Origin of the sequence: Pseudomonas sp. MYb2, from assembly GCF_002979955.1 — a bacterium.
Taxonomy (GTDB): domain Bacteria; phylum Pseudomonadota; class Gammaproteobacteria; order Pseudomonadales; family Pseudomonadaceae; genus Aquipseudomonas.
The window spans coordinates 245,966-262,192 of sequence record NZ_PCQC01000003.1 but is presented as its reverse complement, the minus strand read 5'-3'; the positions used below and the strand labels follow the sequence as shown (position 1 = coordinate 262,192).

The 16,227-nt window shown below is 58.7% G+C and carries 12 protein-coding genes; 6 read left to right on the top strand and 6 right to left on the bottom strand.

Annotated elements, in window-relative coordinates:
- Positions 1-30 precede the first annotated feature (30 nt).
- The gene (locus CQ009_RS06370; RefSeq protein WP_105705213.1) at positions 31-678 is read left to right on the top strand and encodes a thiopurine S-methyltransferase; all 648 of its coding nucleotides are present in this window, start codon (positions 31-33) and stop codon (positions 676-678) included.
- Between the two features lie 196 nt (positions 679-874).
- Here the strand turns inward: CQ009_RS06370 and htpX are convergent, their stop codons facing one another.
- Together htpX and CQ009_RS06360 are read right to left on the bottom strand one after the other, a co-directional pair.
- Positions 875-1,762 carry a protease HtpX gene (gene htpX, locus CQ009_RS06365; protein WP_007908619.1) on the bottom strand — a complete coding sequence of 296 codons (888 nt, stop codon included), beginning with the start codon at positions 1,760-1,762 and terminating at the stop codon, positions 875-877.
- A 304-nt stretch (positions 1,763-2,066) separates the two neighbouring features.
- Positions 2,067-3,278, bottom strand: coding sequence for a pyridoxal phosphate-dependent aminotransferase (locus tag CQ009_RS06360; protein ID WP_003226761.1), 1,212 nt, complete (start codon positions 3,276-3,278; stop codon positions 2,067-2,069).
- A 227-nt stretch (positions 3,279-3,505) separates the two neighbouring features.
- Between CQ009_RS06360 and msrB the strand changes: the two genes are divergently transcribed.
- From msrB to CQ009_RS06345, 3 genes are all read left to right on the top strand, one after another.
- Positions 3,506-3,901, top strand: coding sequence for a peptide-methionine (R)-S-oxide reductase MsrB (gene msrB, locus CQ009_RS06355; RefSeq protein WP_064391385.1), 396 nt, complete (start codon positions 3,506-3,508; stop codon positions 3,899-3,901).
- Between the two features lie 185 nt (positions 3,902-4,086).
- The gene (locus tag CQ009_RS06350) at positions 4,087-4,572 is read left to right on the top strand and encodes a glutathione peroxidase (RefSeq protein ID WP_064391384.1); all 486 of its coding nucleotides are present in this window, start codon (positions 4,087-4,089) and stop codon (positions 4,570-4,572) included.
- On the top strand, positions 4,569-5,030 hold the full coding sequence (locus CQ009_RS06345) for a MarR family winged helix-turn-helix transcriptional regulator (RefSeq protein ID WP_064391383.1): 462 nt from the start codon (positions 4,569-4,571) through the stop codon (positions 5,028-5,030). The genes CQ009_RS06350 and CQ009_RS06345 overlap by 4 nt, the downstream gene beginning before the upstream one ends.
- On the opposite strand, the gene CQ009_RS06340 is transcribed toward CQ009_RS06345, so the two are convergent.
- Positions 5,014-7,335: a response regulator gene (locus CQ009_RS06340; protein ID WP_105705212.1), complete on the bottom strand. Its 2,322-nt coding sequence runs from the start codon at positions 7,333-7,335 to the stop codon at positions 5,014-5,016. The two genes, CQ009_RS06345 and CQ009_RS06340, sit on opposite strands and share 17 nt — an antisense overlap.
- Before the next feature lie 166 nt (positions 7,336-7,501).
- Between CQ009_RS06340 and CQ009_RS06335 the strand changes: the two genes are divergently transcribed.
- Both CQ009_RS06335 and CQ009_RS06330 read left to right on the top strand, forming a co-directional pair.
- Positions 7,502-8,392, top strand: a complete 891-nt coding sequence (locus CQ009_RS06335) for an ATP-binding protein (RefSeq protein WP_064391381.1) — start codon at positions 7,502-7,504, stop codon at positions 8,390-8,392.
- Positions 8,389-8,871, top strand: coding sequence for a GAF domain-containing protein (locus tag CQ009_RS06330; protein WP_064391380.1), 483 nt, complete (start codon positions 8,389-8,391; stop codon positions 8,869-8,871). Before CQ009_RS06335 ends, CQ009_RS06330 begins: the two co-directional genes overlap by 4 nt.
- On the opposite strand, the gene CQ009_RS06325 is transcribed toward CQ009_RS06330, so the two are convergent.
- Genes CQ009_RS06325 through CQ009_RS06315 form a run of 3 tightly spaced genes read right to left on the bottom strand, consistent with a single transcriptional unit; the run spans position 8,872 to position 16,143 of the window.
- Positions 8,872-11,817, bottom strand: a complete 2,946-nt coding sequence (locus CQ009_RS06325) for an HD domain-containing phosphohydrolase (protein WP_105705211.1) — start codon at positions 11,815-11,817, stop codon at positions 8,872-8,874.
- 49 nt (positions 11,818-11,866) lie between these two features.
- Positions 11,867-15,508, bottom strand: a complete 3,642-nt coding sequence (locus tag CQ009_RS06320) for a transporter substrate-binding domain-containing protein (RefSeq protein WP_105705210.1) — start codon at positions 15,506-15,508, stop codon at positions 11,867-11,869.
- A gap of 8 nt (positions 15,509-15,516) precedes the next feature.
- Entirely contained in the window at positions 15,517-16,143 is a 627-nt protein-coding gene (locus CQ009_RS06315; protein ID WP_064391377.1) for a response regulator transcription factor, read from the bottom strand.
- Positions 16,144-16,227: the final 84 nt, after the last annotated feature.

Sequence of the window (16,227 nt, the reverse complement as noted above, 5' to 3'; positions counted from 1 at the left end):
GCTTTTTGATCGAATTATTGGGAGTGATGCATGCAGCCTGAGTTTTGGCACAAGAAGTGGGATTCGGGGCAGATCGGTTTTCACCAGCCGGAGGTGAATCCGTATTTGCAGCGACACTGGGCAGTAGCGGAAACGGCGCGAGTGCTCGTGCCTTTGTGTGGGAAAAGTCTGGATTTGTTGTGGCTGGCCGGGCGCGGTCATCAGGTGCTCGGGATTGAACTGTCGCAAAAGGCTATCGAGGACTTTTTCAATGAGCATCAGGTGCAGCCGCAGATCAGCCAGAAGGGCGCGTTCAAGGCCTATCGTGGTGGCGCCATCGAGCTTTGGTGCGGTGACTTCTTTGCGCTGACGGCGAGCGATGTGGCCGATTGCACCGCGTTGTACGACCGCGCCGCGCTGATCGCCTTGCCAGCGCCGATGCGTGAGCGTTATGCGGCGCACCTTCAGCGGATTCTGCCGTTGGGTGTGCAAGGGCTGTTGATTACGCTGGATTACGATCAGACGCAGATGCCGGGGCCGCCGTTTGCGGTGGGGGATGATGAGGTCAAGCGGTTGCTGAGTGGTGCTTGGCAGGTGCAGGCGCTGGAAGAGCAGGATGTGCTGGGAGAGAGCGGGAAGTTCCTGCAGGCGGGTGTGACGCGGCTGGAGGAGCGGGTATACCGCGTGTCTTCCCGATAAATAGCGTGGGATTTTCTGGCCTCATCGCGAGCAGGCTCACTCCTACAGTGATTTGTGCTGAATCGCAGATTGTGTGGCCGGCACAGAACCTGTAGGAGTGAGCCTGCTCGCGATGAGGCCAGTGAGAACAGCCAATTAATCAAGGCAAAAAAAAGGCCCGCATCACTGCGGGCCTCTTGTTTTTACGCCAATCTGATCAACCGCGACGACGCAGAGCGTCAATACGCTCTTCCAGCGGCGGGTGGCTCATGAACATGCGGGCAAAACCCTGTTTGATGCCACCGTTGATGCCAAAGGCATTCAGGGTGTCCGGCATGTGCACCGGCAGGCCCTGCTCGGCGCGCAGACGTTGCAGTGCGCCGATCATCGCGCTGGTGCCGGCCAGACGTGCACCGGCTTCGTCGGCACGGAATTCGCGCTTGCGCGAGAACCACATGACGATCGCACTGGCGAGAATGCCGAGAACCAGTTCGGCGAAGATGGTCGCCACGTAGTAGGCGATGCCCTGGCCTTCTTCGTTCTTGAAGATCACCTTGTCGACGAAGTTGCCGATGATCCGCGCGAAGAACATCACGAAGGTGTTCACCACGCCCTGGATCAGCGCGAGCGTCACCATGTCGCCATTGGCTACGTGACCGATTTCGTGGGCCAGTACGGCTTTCACTTCATCGGGCGAAAAACGCTCCAGCAGGCCCTGACTGACCGCGACCAGCGCGTCGTTCTTGTTCCAGCCAGTAGCGAACGCGTTCGCCTCGTAGGCCGGGAAAATACCGACTTCGGGCATCTTGATCCCGGCTTCGCGGGACAGTTGCTCGACGGTTTGCAGCAGCCATTGCTCATGACGGGTACGTGGCTGGCTGATGATCTGGGTACCGGTGCTCATCTTTGCCATCCACTTGGAGATGAACAGCGAGAACAGCGAGCCGGCGAAACCAAAGACCGCACAGAAAACCAGCAGCTGACTAAGGTCGAGATCAACCCCGTTGGCCGCCATGAACCCGTTGAAGCCGAAAAGGCTCAGGGTGATGCTGGCTATCAGCACGACCGCCAGGTTAGTGGCCAAAAACAGCAGGATGCGCATCATGGTTGTAGAAATCTCCTCAAGCTAAAGATGTAGCGTACTGCGGGGTATATAAGGTGCCGCACCGGGCTATTCAACTGAGTGACTATTTCAAACTGTGTCCTACAGCGGATTCCTCGGTGTACAGTCCGTTTCCCACAGCCAATACCGACATGGGCGACGACCAGCCGCGTCCCGTCGCCATTACGTCAGACGCAAGTGAGCGGTACGAATCGCAAGTGTAGAAGGCGTGCACGGAGGTGCGATGCAGAAGTGTTGCTGAATCAGACAGTGCGCAACGTTCGAGCCGTTGCGCACTGCTGGCCAGTTACTGGCGGTAGGACTTGAGGAAGTTGCCGATACGACCGATGGCCATTTCCAGATCGTCGACGCGGGGCAGCGTGACGACGCGGAAGTGATCCGGCCACGGCCAGTTGAACGCTGTGCCCTGTACCACCAGTAGCTTCTCGGAGAGCAGCAGATCAAGGACGAATTTCTCGTCGTTGTGGATCGGGCAGACTTTCGGGTCAATCCGCGGGAAGGCGTAGAGCGCGCCCATCGGCTTGACGCAACTCACCCCCGGAATATCGTTGAGCAGCTCCCAGGTGCGGTTGCGCTGCTCGAGCAGACGCCCTTGCGGCAGCACCAGATCGTTGATGCTCTGATAGCCACCGAGGGCGGTCTGGATGGCATGCTGGCTCGGCACGTTGGCGCACAGGCGCATGTTGGCCAGCATGTCGATGCCTTCGATGTAGCTCTGGGCGTTGTGCTTCGGCCCGGAAATGGCGATCCAGCCGGAGCGGAAACCGGCCACGCGGTAGGACTTCGACAGGCCGTTGAAGGTCAGGCACAGCAGGTCCGGCGCCAGCGAAGCGGTGCAAATGTGCACGGCATCGTCGTACAGGATCTTGTCGTAGATCTCGTCAGAGAACACCACCAGGTTGTGCGCACGGGCGATTTCCAGCATGCCCAGCAACACTTCCTTCGAATACACCGCGCCGGTCGGGTTGTTCGGGTTGATGATCACCATGGCTTTGGTGTTCGGGGTGATCTTGGCCTTGATGTCGGCCAGGTCCGGGAACCAGTCGGCGCCTTCGTCGCACAGGTAGTGCACGGCGTTGCCACCGGCGAGGCTGACGGCGGCGGTCCACAGCGGATAGTCGGGGGCCGGCACCAGCACTTCGTCGCCGTTGTTGAGCAGCGCCTGCAACGACATCACGATCAGTTCGGAGACGCCGTTACCCAGGTAGATGTCTTCGATGCCGACACCTTCGACATTCTTCTGCTGGTAGTACTGCATCACCGCTTTGCGCGCGCTGAACAGGCCTTTGGAGTCGCTGTAGCCTTGCGCGGTCGGCAGGTTGCGAATCACATCCTGAAGAATTTCGTCCGGCGCCTCGAAACCAAACGGCGCCGGGTTGCCGATGTTCAGCTTGAGGATGCGCTGGCCTTCCTCTTCCAGTCGTTTGGCGTGCTTGAGCACCGGGCCGCGAATGTCGTAGCAGACGTTGGCGAGCTTGTTCGATTTGCTGAACTGCATGGCGATGTGATCCCGAAAATGAACGATCCAGACGCTGTATGAACTACCGTACTGGGAATCCTGCATGTGCACGCCAATCGGTGGCCGGCACTCAACGCTGCAAAAAATCCGTTTGAGTGCGTGTAACGTGGCTGCCAGACTGGCGTCAAAACAAGGCGCAATCATACGTGCCACCCGATCCGTGGAAAAGGTACAGATCGGGCTTTTTCAGCTGCTGAGGTGTGATGATGGAAAAGTTGGAAAAAACCCTGGAAGAATGGAAGGCCATGCTCGATCCGCAGCAGTACGAGGTTTGCCGCCTCAGTGCGACCGAGCGACCGTTCTCCGGCAAATACAACGACACCAAAACCGATGGTGTTTACCACTGCGTCTGCTGCAACGAGCCGCTGTTCGATTCCAAGACCAAATTCGATTCCGGTTGCGGCTGGCCGAGCTTCTACGCGCCGATTGGCGACAGCGCGATGACTGAAATCCGTGATACCACTCACGGCATGATCCGCACTGAAGTGAAGTGCGCACGCTGCGATGCGCACTTGGGTCATGTGTTCCCCGACGGCCCACCGCCAACCGGTCTGCGTTATTGCATCAACTCGGTGTGCCTGGATCTGGTACCCCGCGAGTAATGCGAGCCCCGTAGGAGCTGCCGAAGGCTGCGATCTTTTGATTTTGATTTTGTTTTTCAAGATCAAGATCAAAAGATCGCAGCCTTCGGCAGCTCCTGCACGTATCAATTTCAAATATTAAATTGCACACAATTTAATTGCTCGCTATGTTTGGCCTTTCCCGACAGTCTGCGGAGCCCCCTGCCATGAGCGACAACCTGCTGAATATTCCGTGCACCACTATCAAAGGCGAGCAAAAGACCCTGGCCGATTTCGCCGGCAAAGCGGTATTGGTGGTCAACACCGCGAGCAAATGCGGTTTCACCCCGCAGTACAAAGGCCTCGAAGAGCTGTGGCAGACCTACAAGGATCAAGGCCTGGTCGTGCTGGGCTTCCCGTGCAATCAGTTCGGCAAGCAGGAGCCGGGCAACGAAGGCGCAATCAGCGAATTCTGCGAGCTGAACTTCGGTGTCAGCTTCCCCCTGTTCAAGAAGATCGACGTCAACGGTGCCGGTGCCCATCCGCTGTTCGTGCAGTTGAAGAAGCGCGCTCCCGGCGTGCTCGGCTCCCAAGGCATCAAGTGGAATTTCACCAAGTTTCTGATCGGCAAGGACGGCCAGTTGGTCAAGCGCTTTGCCCCGGCCACCAAGCCGCAGGATTTGAGCCGCGAGATCGAAGCCCTGCTCAAATGAACAATCTGTCGGTCGATTCGCTGAAGCTCGACAATCAGTTGTGCTTCAAACTGTATGCCGCATCCCGGGCAGTGATTCGTGCCTACAAGCCGATGCTCGATCAACTCGGCCTGACCTATCCGCAATATCTGGCGATGCTGGTGTTGTGGGAATGGCAGGACGCCGCACCGGAACAACCGACGGTCAAGGCGTTGGGCGAACGCCTGGCGCTCGACTCCGGCACGCTGACGCCATTGCTCAAGCGTCTTGAGCAATTGCAACTGGTGCAGCGGCAGCGCTCGGTGCGCGATGAGCGGGAAGTGCACTTGAGTCTGACGTCTGCCGGCCAGGCGTTGCGCGAGCAGGTCGGGCCGCTGAAGGCGCGCCTGCTGTGCGACAGTGGTGTGGATCTGGACCGGCTCAATGATTTGCGCGCCGGCCTCGATCACCTCTTGGGTCAGATCAAAGCGTTGTCGTAGTCGGCATCCATTGATCCAGCAGTGCCGCCAGTTCCTCCCGGCGGAACGGTTTCGCCAGATAGTCGCTCATGCCCGCCGCCCGGCAGCGCTCGCGCTCCTCGGACATGGCGTTGGCGGTCAGGGCGACAATCGGCAGATTCGGCCAGCGCCCGCTCTGGCGAATCTGCCGGCTGGCTTCGTAGCCGTCCATGACCGGCATGTTGCAGTCCATCAGGACCATGTCGAACTCGTGATACTCCAACTGATCCAGTGCTTCGGCGCCATGCGCGGCCACCACAACCTCGCAGCCGAGCTTGCCGAGCATGCCCTTGGCCACCAATTGGTTGACCGGGTTGTCCTCGACCAGCAGCACCCGCCCGCGTCGCACGCCGGGTGAGGATTCGAGGCGAGCATCGTTGATCGTGACGGTGTCCGGTTGCAGCGTGCGACGCAGATTCTGATAGAGCGCATTGCGCGCCAGCGGTCGTGCCTGTTGCTGCAAGGGCGCGAGCGCGGCGGCCTCTTCGCTGGGCAGGAAACTGCCGTAGGCAGTCACCAGCAGAATCGGCGCGACGAGTGTCGGGCGCAAACCGAACAGGCATTCCGGACAATCGGTGATCAACACATCGGGCGTCAGGCCCAGGAGCGAATCGTCGATGGTGCGCTGTTCATACTCGAGACCCCAGACCGGCAACATGCTTTGCAGCAACTCGGCCAGGCCGCTGCTGCCCGCAGTGATAGCAAGTACTTTGCCGTGCAGTGGCGCCGGGGACAGCGCCCGGGTATGGCAGGGCAACGGCAACTCGGCGCAGAACTGACTGCCGAAACCGGTCTCGGAACTGATGGTCAGGCGTCCCTGCATGGCCTCGCAGAGATTGTAGGTCAGCGCCAGTCCCAGCCCGGTGCCGCCGTACTGACGGGTAATCCCGGCGCCGGCCTGGGTGAACGGCTGGAATATTTTCACCTGGGCGTCCTGGGCGATGCCGATTCCGGTGTCGCAGACCTCGATGCGCACGCCATCCTTATAGGCCGACAGGCGTACATCGACGCGGCCGAAACGGGTGAATTTCAGCGCGTTGGACAGCAGATTGCTGACAATTTGCCGAACCCGGGTCGGATCGCCCAGTACCAGTGCGGGGAAGTGTGGATCGATGAGGCAAGTCAGCTCGACGCTCGGCGCGGCATTCTGCGACAGCAGGTTGGCGGTGTCTTCGATCAGCGAGCCGAGATCGAAAGGGATATTTTCCAGTTCCAATTGCCCGGCATCGAATTTGGACAGGTCAAGAATGTCGTTGAGCAACTCCACCAGCACCTTGCCGGAGTCATGGGCAATCGACAGCTGTTGCTGCTGTTCGGCATTCAGCGGACCGTCGAGTGACAGCGCGATCATTCCCAGTAAACCATTGAGCGGCGTGCGGATTTCATGGCTCATGTTGGCGAGGAAGGCCGAGCGCGCTTCGGCCATTTCCAGCGCAGTACTTCGCGCTACTTCAAGTTCCTGGTTGGACTGGCTGAGCCGGGCGTTGATTGCCTTGAGTTCGGCAGTGCGCGCCGAGACGATGTTTTCCAGCTGACCGAGATAGTCGGTCAGGCGGTTTTCGGCGTTACGTCGTTGCTGGATCTCGGTGGCAATGTTTTCGAACTGCTGGTTGGCGACTTTGACCAGTACGCCAATTTCGTCATTGCCATGTCCGGCCGGACATTCCAGGGTCGTCGGCTCGGCTGCACGGGGGTCACGCCCGCTGAGTTCGCGGATTACCCGCACCAGTGGTTTGGTCAGCATGACGTAAAACAGCGCCAGCAGGATCCCGGTCAGAATCAGGCTGCGGGCGAAACCATTGAGCAGGGTGATTTCCGCGCGGCGCAGAAAGCGGCTGCCGAAGGCATAGGTATCGACTTCAAGGCTCAAGACACCAAGAGATTCGTTGGGCAGGTGATCCAGATAGAGGCGGTCTTCGAATTGCCGCTTGGCGCCGAACAGGAAGTCGCTGATCACCCGATAGCTGTTCTGCAGCTCGGGGCGTTTGACACTGGCCAGCACCGTACCGTCGTTGTCGGTCAGTTGCGCCGAGATGATCGCCGGCGAACGCAGCAATCCCAGCGTGAGTTCCTGGGCCAGTTCCGCGTCGATGTTGTAGGCGATGCGCGATGCCGGGTTATGGCTGATTTCCAGCAAAGACAGGATTTCACGATTGATGGAGGCGTCTTCGCTGGCATAATCGATGCCGATTTGCAGCAGGCTGAGCAGCGTGCCCAGAATGAACCCGACCAGCACAGTAAGCCTGGCTTGCTTGTACGACAGCCGGTGGGTGAATTTGATATCCATGGGGTGTTGAACCACTTCCGTTTCCCTTCGCTGCTCAAGCATAGTCGATCATGTATGGATACCGAGGTTCTCGAATCGCCTTGTAACAAGGCGCGGTGCGGGGGTTTAAATCTGTGTGTCGTCGCAGGGTTACCATCATCACTTTGAAACTGCCTGAGGAGAAGACGTGGATTCCCGATTGAATGCTTTTCTTGAACGCGCCGAGTCGGTTCTGGCGCGGATCGAACCGCTCCTGCCGGCACCACGCCCCATCATTGACTGGAGCACCTGTCTGGCGGCGCGCTGGCAGCGTGACGGGCGCAATGGCTACCTGTTGCCGCTGGAGGTCAGCCTCGACATGCGCCTGTCCGACCTGATTGGCGTCGACCGTCAACTCGAGCAACTGGGGCGCAATACCCAGCAATTCCTCGACGGCATGCCGGCTAACCATGCGTTGCTCTGGGGCTCGCGCGGCACCGGCAAATCCTCGCTGGTACGGGCGCTGCTCGCGGAACACGCCAATGCCGGCTTGCGTCTTATCGAAATCGAGCGCGACCATCTGGCTGACCTGCCCCGCGTGGTCGAACAGATCGGTAAACTGCCACAACGCTTCGTGCTGTTTTGTGATGATTTGTCGTTCGAGTCCGGTGAAGGCGATTACCGGGTCCTTAAAAGCGTGCTCGACGGTTCTCTGGAGCAGGCACCGGATAACGTCTTGCTCTACGCGACCTCCAACCGTCGTCACCTGGTGCCTGAAAAGGAAAGCGACAACGAGAACTGGAAACGCGTCGATGGCGAGCTGCACCCAAGCGAAGCGGTCGAAGACAAGATCGCACTGTCGGACCGATTTGGCTTGTGGCTGTCGTTCTACCCTTTTACCCAGGAACACTTCCTCGACGTCGTCGAACACTGGATCGGCCAACTGGCCGCCAGGGCCGGCCTGAGCTGGCAGCGCGACGAAGAACTGGACATCCTTGCCGTGCGCTGGGCCACCGGCCGCGGTAATCGCAATGGACGTTGCGCGTATCAATTCGCCCGATACTGGGTGGGACTGAAATTGTTGGAGCACAAGGCATGATTGATTTGCAACAAAGCGGCCAAGGCCTCGAAGGCTATGGCATGTTGGTCGCTCAACTGGAGTCGCTGCTGGCTGACGAGCGCGATTTCATCGCCAACGCCGCGCAGTTTTCGGCGTTCCTGTTCAACCAGCTCGATGATCTGAACTGGGCCGGTTTCTATCTCAATCGCAACGAAGAACTGGTGCTCGGCCCGTTCCAGGGGCAAATCGCCTGTGTGCGTATTCCATTCGGTCGTGGTGTGTGCGGCGCGGCGGCAGCTACTCTGCAAACTCAGCGAGTCGAAGATGTGCATGCGTTTCCCGGGCATATCGCCTGCGACAGCGCGTCGAACAGTGAGTTGGTGGTGCCTTTGGTCAAGGACGGGCGCCTGATCGGTGTTCTCGATCTGGACAGCCCGAAACTTGCGCGTTTCGGCGCCGATGATCAGGCCGGCATCGAGCAATTGGCGTCGATCTTCCTGCGTCTGACCGACTGCTGATCATGTGGTGAGGCCAGCCTTGTGCAACAGGCTGGCCGGATCCACGGTGTCGATTTGCTGTGGGTCGAGAAAACGTGCGGCGTATTGCAGGTACACGCCTTCGTTGACGAATAATCCAAACAGCTGTGCATCGATGTGCGCCTCGCGGCACATCGTCGCCATGATTCCCAATGCCTCGCTCAGCGATTTGGCCTTCTTGTAGGGGCGGTCGGCTGCCGTCAGCGCCTCGAAAATATCGGCAATCGCCATCATCCGTGCCGGCAGGCTCATTTCTTCGCGTTTCAAGCGTTTCGGGTAACCGGAACCGTCCATTTTTTCATGATGACCGCCAGCGATTTCGGCGATGCTGTCGAGGTGCCCGGGGAAGGGCAGGTGACTGAGCATCATGATCGTTTGCACCATGTGGTGATTGATGATGTAGCGCTCCTCGCGGGTCAGCGTACCGCGGGTGATGCTCAGGTTGTACAACTCGCCGCGGTTGTATTTATAGCGTGGCACATCCAGCTTGAAACCCCATGGATTGTCTTCGGGTATCAGTTCGTTCCTGTCTCGTTCAAATAAATGTTCCGGTTTGTCCGCCAGCAGGGGCTCGCTGATCGGCAGCGTCGGCGCAGGCGTGCGTGCCTGACGGCGGTTTTCGTCCCAGGAAACGCCTAATCGATCATCCAGTGTGCGCGTCCAGGTTCGTCGGGCGAGCTCATCAAGGCGTTGCAGATCTGCTTCGGCCATGGCCTCACCGCCCAGATTGCAACGTGCGACGAAGGCGAAGTCTGCGTCCAGCGCAGCCAGAGTGGCATCACGCAGGTCGCCCAATGCTGCTTCGTCACCGCCCTTTGCCAGCGCTTGCCAATAATCGACCCAGGCATCGCGCTTGAGCACCTCGAAGCGGGTGCGGATCTCGTGGATACGGTCGTTGAGTGTTTCCAGTTTGGTGGCTTTGTCGACCACGTACTCCGGTGTCGTGACCTTGCCGCAATCGTGCAGCCACGCCGCGATGTGTAGCGCCTCCCAGTCATCCTCGGTGGGCTGGTAGGCACTGAACGCCGGTGCCTGGCTGGCTGCTGCGGCTTGGGCGAGCATCAGGGTCAGCTCCGGCACGCGCTGACAGTGGCCGCCGGTGTACGGACTTTTGGCATCGATTGCCCCGGCGAGCAATTGAATGAAAGCGTCCAGCAGCTGTTTCTGTTTCGCCTGCAGGCGCTGGCTTTCAATACTCACTGCTGCAGCGCCGGATACCGCTTGCAGGAAGGCGATGCGATCGGGGCGCAGTTTATCCAGATCGGCAGGAGTGCCGCTGTCATTGACCAGCAGAATCAGCAAGCCAATGGTTTCGTTGTGGCGGTTGCGCAGGCGTATACCGATCAGATGCACGCGCGGTGAAGTCATCGCCAGCAATACCTTTTGCAGATCCCTGGCCTGTTCAAAGCCGAAATTGCTCACCACATTGTCGGCGTGCACCAATTGCTCGAACCATGCCGGCCCCTGATTCGTTTGCAGGTCGTGCCCCTGAATATCGAATGTTTCCAGGGTTTGCGAGGCGCCATCGATCACCAAACCGTAAGGCTCCATGCGGCTGCCATCGCTCTCGCGCAGGTAAATAAGACCTGCCTGCGCCTGAGCGATCTGCACCGTCTCGAACAGTACCCGTTGCAGTAACGGCGCGAACCGGGTTTCGGCGCACAGACTGTCGGTGATGCGAAAGAAGCTCGCCAAGGTGTCCTTCATGCGCGCCATAGACAGGCTCAGTTGGTCAACTTCCAGCACGGGCGAGCGCCGGGTCACCGGGAAATTGAAATCGAAACTGCGGATCGCATCGGCTTCCTTGACCAAGGCGTGCAAGGGTTTGACCAGCGTGCGCGAAATCAGCCAGCCCAATGGAAGGCACAACAGCAAGGTTGCCAGCGTTATCAGCGCACCTTGCCAGCGCATGCGGTAAGCGTCGACGAGCAATTCATCCTCTGGCACCAGCAAGGCCATTTGCAGGCCTTGCGGTCCGCCTTCCTGCATGCTGCTGCGGGCAACGATCCATTGGCGGCCATCGACTTTTATGCGATTGCCTTGATGCTCGCCGGACAACAAGGCGTGCAGGCGCGGGCTCAAGTCCGCAGCCTTGGCCAGGCGCGCGGTGCGGTCGTCGACGATCAGTCGACGGCTGTCCGGCCAGGCCACGGCGTTGCCCTCGGCATCAAACAGGACGATCTCGGTGGCCGGCGTCACTACATGCTTGATCAGCGTCGCCGAGAGTGCGGCGAGAGTCAGGTCAGCGCCGATGACTGTCGTGTCACCGCTGCGCCGGGCCAGAGTGGTACCGACATTGTGAGTGGAGAAAAATACATAAGGTTCGGTGGTGATCTGGTCGCCACTTTCTCGTGCATTGCTGTACCACGCCCGGTTACGCGGATCGTAATGGTCATCGGGGTTGTCCTGGCGGGCAAGGAGCGACAGACCCTGATCGAAAAACAATGACTGTGAACGCGAGCCTGCACCGCCGTCGCGCTCAATGCTCCAGATTTGATAAGCCGCTGCCGGCGGCGCCTTGAGTTGGGTCTTCAGGGCTTCGCTGCGCAAGGCCCGCACCATGAAAAAATCGCCATTGCCGAAGCCGAGGTAAAGCGAGGCGAGGTCAGGGTTGTCCTTGAGTGACTGGCTGAAAGGTCTGAGCAGAGCCAGGCGCTGTTGCAGATCAGGTGCCTGGGCGGCGGGGTTGTCTGCCAGCAGGCTCAGCAAGTGGCGTATCGGCTGGTAGGTGGCGTGCAGATCCAGGCGCACGTCCTGTTCGATGCGATTGAACAGATGCTCACTGCTCGAAAGAATGATGCGGGTCGTCTGGCTGTAATTGAACAGCCCCAGCACCACTGCAGTCAGCAACATCAAGAAGGTGAACATCACGCTGATATGCACGTGCAGAGGGAACCGGCGTGGATCCGTGCGCAGTGGGCTGGGCATTGCTGACTCTCCATGGGGAATAAACACACTGCTCAGCGCCCAAGCATAGTTAAGGCTCGGTCATTCTGCTTTTACGGTTCTGTTCCAGCTGTTGCTGCAGTGCCTGCTCCAGTTCAACCATGGCCGCGTCGGTGGCTTCGCAGCGCTGAGCGATGATCGGTGGGGACTGCATTTGTACACAGGCCTGCTCCAGCGCTTCGCAACAGGTAATCAGGCGCGACGCCTGAGCGATCCGCGCGGCACCCTTGATCTTGTGTGCCGTCACGATCAACGCTTCGCGGTCGGTGTGCGGCGACAAGGCCAGCAGTTCCTGGCGATCCAGCCGGCTGCTGTTGAGCAGTTCGTGGAGCAAACGCTGGATCTGCACAGGACTCTCACCCGTTAGCTGACTGAGACCTTCAAGGTTGAAGGTCGGCGCCGGGAAGGCCGGTTTCAGTTCGTTGACCCATTGGCTCAGCGCGCTGAGGCTCAGTGGTTTGAACAGGCAGTCGTTCATGCCAGCCTGTTTGCAGCGCTGGATCTCCTCGGGTTGGGCGTTGGCCGTGAAGCCCAGTACGGTACACGGTGGTTTCCCTGTCAGATGCTCCTGCTGGCGAATCGCCCGGGTCAGTTCATAGCCATTCATGACCGGCATATTGCAGTCGGCGATGACCAGATCGAATTCGCCGGTCTGCCATTTCTCCAGTCCGCTTTGACCCTCTTCGGCCAGACTGAAACGGTGTCCAAGGAACTCCAGTTGCTGGCACATCAATAGACGATTGGCCGGATGGTCATCGACCACCAATATGTTCAACGGCGCAAAAGCCATCCGGATCGGCGGCTCGCGCCGAGCGGTGCTCACTTCACTGGGTAGCGTCTGTAGTGGCATGGACAGGCAGACCTGGGTGCCGATGCCGGGCTGACTGCACAATTGCAACCGGCCACCCATCATTTCGCAGAGGCTGCGACTGATGAACAAACCCAGGCCTGCGCCGCCACGGGTTTGCTGTTGAGCGTTGTCGGCCTGGGAAAATGGTTCGAACAGTCGTTGCTGGTCTTCGGCGCTGATGCCGACACCGGTATCCTGAATCGTCAACTGGACCAGTGAGTGCTCGGGCGTGCCACCGGGCAGTATGTCGAGGTTGATACGAATGCGCCCGTGTTCGGTGAACTTGATGGCGTTGCTTATCAGGTTCGACAGCACCTGCTTGAAGCGCAACGGATCCAGCTGTACATCGACGTCCAGTTCCGGTGGATTGACGCTCAGTGTCAGGGGCAGGTTTTTCTGTCGGGCCAGGCCATCGAAGATTCTCACCACCGACGCCACAGTTTCAACAAGGTTGACCCGTTCCGGGCTCAGGCTCAGGCGGCCGGACTCGATTCTGGCGATATCGAGGATGTCGCCGATCAGTCCCAGCAGATCCTTTGCCGAGTGGTAAGCGGTGTCGATGGACGAGCGGTCCGGATGCTGCGGGTTCATGCGCTTGAGAGTCAGTTCGAGCATGCCGATTACCGCATTCATCGGCGTGCGGATCTCGTGGCTCATGGTCGCCAGAAAGGTACTTTTGGCACGGTTGGCATCATCGGCCTGTTCCTTGGCCAAGCGCAGCTCATCGAACAGTTGGCGGCGCTCGCTGATGTCGATCCAGCCACCGATGATGCCTTTGACTTCGCCGCTGGAATCACGGTAGGGCAATATCCAGTGATAGATCGTCAAGCGTCGGTTACCGATATGCAACGGACGATCAAGCACCAACGGCCTCCCTTCAGCCACCACCCGTTGGTAATCCGCCTGGTATGTCTGGGCTTCGAAAGCGTTGCTCAGTGTGCCCTGCATGACACTTTTGCCGATGACATCTTCGCGTTTGGCATTGAACGCATCAAGGTAGCTGTCGTTACAGCTCTGCAGCAAACCCTGACAATCACGCACATAGATGGGATGGGGCGTGCCGTTGACCAGCGAACTCATGAATTCGAACTGATCATTCAAGGCCCGTTCGGCCATCTTGCGTTGTTTGATCTGCCGACGCATGTAGGCGTTCCAGAGCAGTGACAGCAACAGGAGCAGGCAGGCAACGCCAATCAACTGATAGAACAGGCGCTGGTAATGACGCCAGTTACTTTGCGCCGCTGTCGAGAAACCCCGCCAGCGACTATTGATCACGCCCAGTTCTTCGGGCGTGATGCTCAGCAGCGCCTTGTCGAGGATTGATCCCAGCTCGGTGTTGCCTCGCGCAATGGCCAGTGAAAAAGCCGCCTGACGTGTGCCCAGGGTGGTGGTGATCTGCAATGGGTGTTCGAAGATGCGCGATGAAATCAGATAGTTGGCAATCACCAGCGAGCTGACGGCGCCGTCAACCTTGCCCTCGGCGAGCAAGGTCGCGGCACTGAAGGTATCGGATGTTTCAATGACGTCGATGTGCGGAAACTCGCGGCGCAGATAATCGGTCAAGGGACTGCCCTGGGCGATCGCCAGGTATTTATCTTTGAGCTGGCTCAGATGAGAAGGGCTGTCAGCGGCTTTGCGCGTCAGCAGAACATAGGAGTTTTCCAGGTATGGGCGGCTGAATTGCAGGTCTTTCTCACGTTGCGGACTCGGTAGCAGGGCGGCGATCAGATCGGCCTGATGCTGGCTGATCTGTTCGATCATTGCGTCATCGCTGCGGCTGCGGCGAATCTCGAAGCGTAATCCGGTGCGCAAGCGCAGCAGTTCCAGCAGATCGGCGGTGATGCCACGGAAATTGCCGTCGCTGTCGAAGAATGTCAGCGGAGCGAGGGCGTCGTTCACCACCACTCGAATAACCGGGTGCTGCTTGAGCCATTCTTCCTCATGACGGGTCAATTGCAACTTCTGGTCGGTCAACAGAATGTCGCTGCCGGCACTCCAGCGTTTGGCGATACTGTCGCGTTCACTGCGCGGAACAGCATTGAGCACGGTGTTGATGATGCTCAGCAGTTGTGCGTTGCCGGTGTGTACGGCAAAGCTGAAGCCATGGGCTTCCTGTTTGCCGAAGTTGGCCATGCGAATGTTGTTCAGGTAACCCTTGTTGATCATGTAGTGAGTGGAAATAGTGTCACCGAGAAACACATCGGCCTGGTCGAACGCGACCGCGTTGATTGCATTCTGATAGGACGGGTAGGAGGTGAGGATGGCCTTGGGGTAAAGAGCCTTGACTTCTTCCTTTGGCAAATAGTGATAGACCATGCTCAGACGCAATCCGGCCAGCCCTTCGGTCAGCGAGCGAGTCTCATCCTCTCGGGTCACCAGCACTGGTTGATCAATGGCGTAGGGGATGGAAAGCACGATGTCGGGGTTGCTTGCTTCGAATCCGTTGGCGCTGCCGAGCATATCGACCTGACCTGCCAGCAGCGCCTTCAGGGCCGCGTCCCGGGAGGCGAAGCGCTCGATGCGCACTTGCAGGCCCGTGGCCTGGCCGAGAAAACCAGCGTAGTCCGCCGTAAAACCCTCGTAGTCGCGTCCGCTGGCCGTCATGTCGAACGGCGGATAGTCCGGGGCGGAGGTGCCCAATACCAGTTCATGTCGTCCCTGCAACCATTGCCGTTGTGAGGCATCCAGAGGCAAGGCCATCAATTCGAACGTCGACCGGCTACGCAGGACATAGCTTTGCGGGGCGAGAAGGGAGGCCAGAACCTGGGTGCTCAGGAACAGGCCGGCAATAAACCCGGCAACATGGACAAAGCGAATGGGCATGCGGGCTCTCACACTAACGCGTTACGTTTGGCCATCTCGATAAGTTCCACCAGGGACTTGGCTTTGAGTTTTTGCATCAGGCGTTTTTTGTAAGTACTGACGGTCTTGTTACTGAGGAACATGCCTTTGGCGATTTCCTTGTTAGTGCGTCCTTGGGCAAATAACTGCAAGACCATTAATTCGCGGTCATTGACGGATTTGAACAGCTCAAGTTCGGCATAACGGATATCGTCGCTGCGTACAGGATTGAGTGCCTGGCTGGGGAAATAGTTATAACCGGAGAGAACGGCTTTGATGGCGCTCACCAGTTCGCTGAGGTCTTCTTCCTTGCACACGTAACCGGATGCACCGGATTGCATGCAGCGAATACCGAAGAGTGTCGGGCATTGTGCGGTCAGTACGAGAGTCTTGAGCGGGGTGCTCATGGCGTTGAAACGGGCGAGAACCTCCAGGCCATCGAGCTTGGGGATGCTGATATCAAGGATGACCAGATCGGGCATGCATTCGCGGACCATTTGCATGGCATCGACCCCATTATCGGTTTCGCCGACGACCTTGTAGCCTTCGTGCTCCAGCAGCATTCGAACGGCAAGTCGGATGACGGGGTGATCATCGACAATAAAAACGGAGTTCATAATCAAATCCCATACGTACGCGAATAAAGCGCGCACCTTAGCTCAGATGGATGAGCGCTCGCATGAGCTGAGGGGGCTCCAGCG

Coding starts and splice junctions, on each gene's coding strand:
- CQ009_RS06315 (WP_064391377.1), bottom strand. CDS start 16,143: ATGAACTCCGTTTTTATTGTCGATGATCACCCCGTCATCCGACTTGCC.
- CQ009_RS06320 (WP_105705210.1), bottom strand. CDS start 15,508: ATGCCCATTCGCTTTGTCCATGTTGCCGGGTTTATTGCCGGCCTGTTC.
- CQ009_RS06360 (WP_003226761.1), bottom strand. CDS start 3,278: ATGCAGTTCAGCAAATCGAACAAGCTCGCCAACGTCTGCTACGACATT.
- CQ009_RS06350 (WP_064391384.1), top strand. CDS start 4,087: ATGAGCGACAACCTGCTGAATATTCCGTGCACCACTATCAAAGGCGAG.
- CQ009_RS06325 (WP_105705211.1), bottom strand. CDS start 11,817: ATGCCCAGCCCACTGCGCACGGATCCACGCCGGTTCCCTCTGCACGTG.
- CQ009_RS06370 (WP_105705213.1), top strand. CDS start 31: ATGCAGCCTGAGTTTTGGCACAAGAAGTGGGATTCGGGGCAGATCGGT.
- CQ009_RS06345 (WP_064391383.1), top strand. CDS start 4,569: ATGAACAATCTGTCGGTCGATTCGCTGAAGCTCGACAATCAGTTGTGC.
- CQ009_RS06340 (WP_105705212.1), bottom strand. CDS start 7,335: ATGGATATCAAATTCACCCACCGGCTGTCGTACAAGCAAGCCAGGCTT.
- htpX (WP_007908619.1), bottom strand. CDS start 1,762: ATGATGCGCATCCTGCTGTTTTTGGCCACTAACCTGGCGGTCGTGCTG.
- msrB (WP_064391385.1), top strand. CDS start 3,506: ATGGAAAAGTTGGAAAAAACCCTGGAAGAATGGAAGGCCATGCTCGAT.
- CQ009_RS06330 (WP_064391380.1), top strand. CDS start 8,389: ATGATTGATTTGCAACAAAGCGGCCAAGGCCTCGAAGGCTATGGCATG.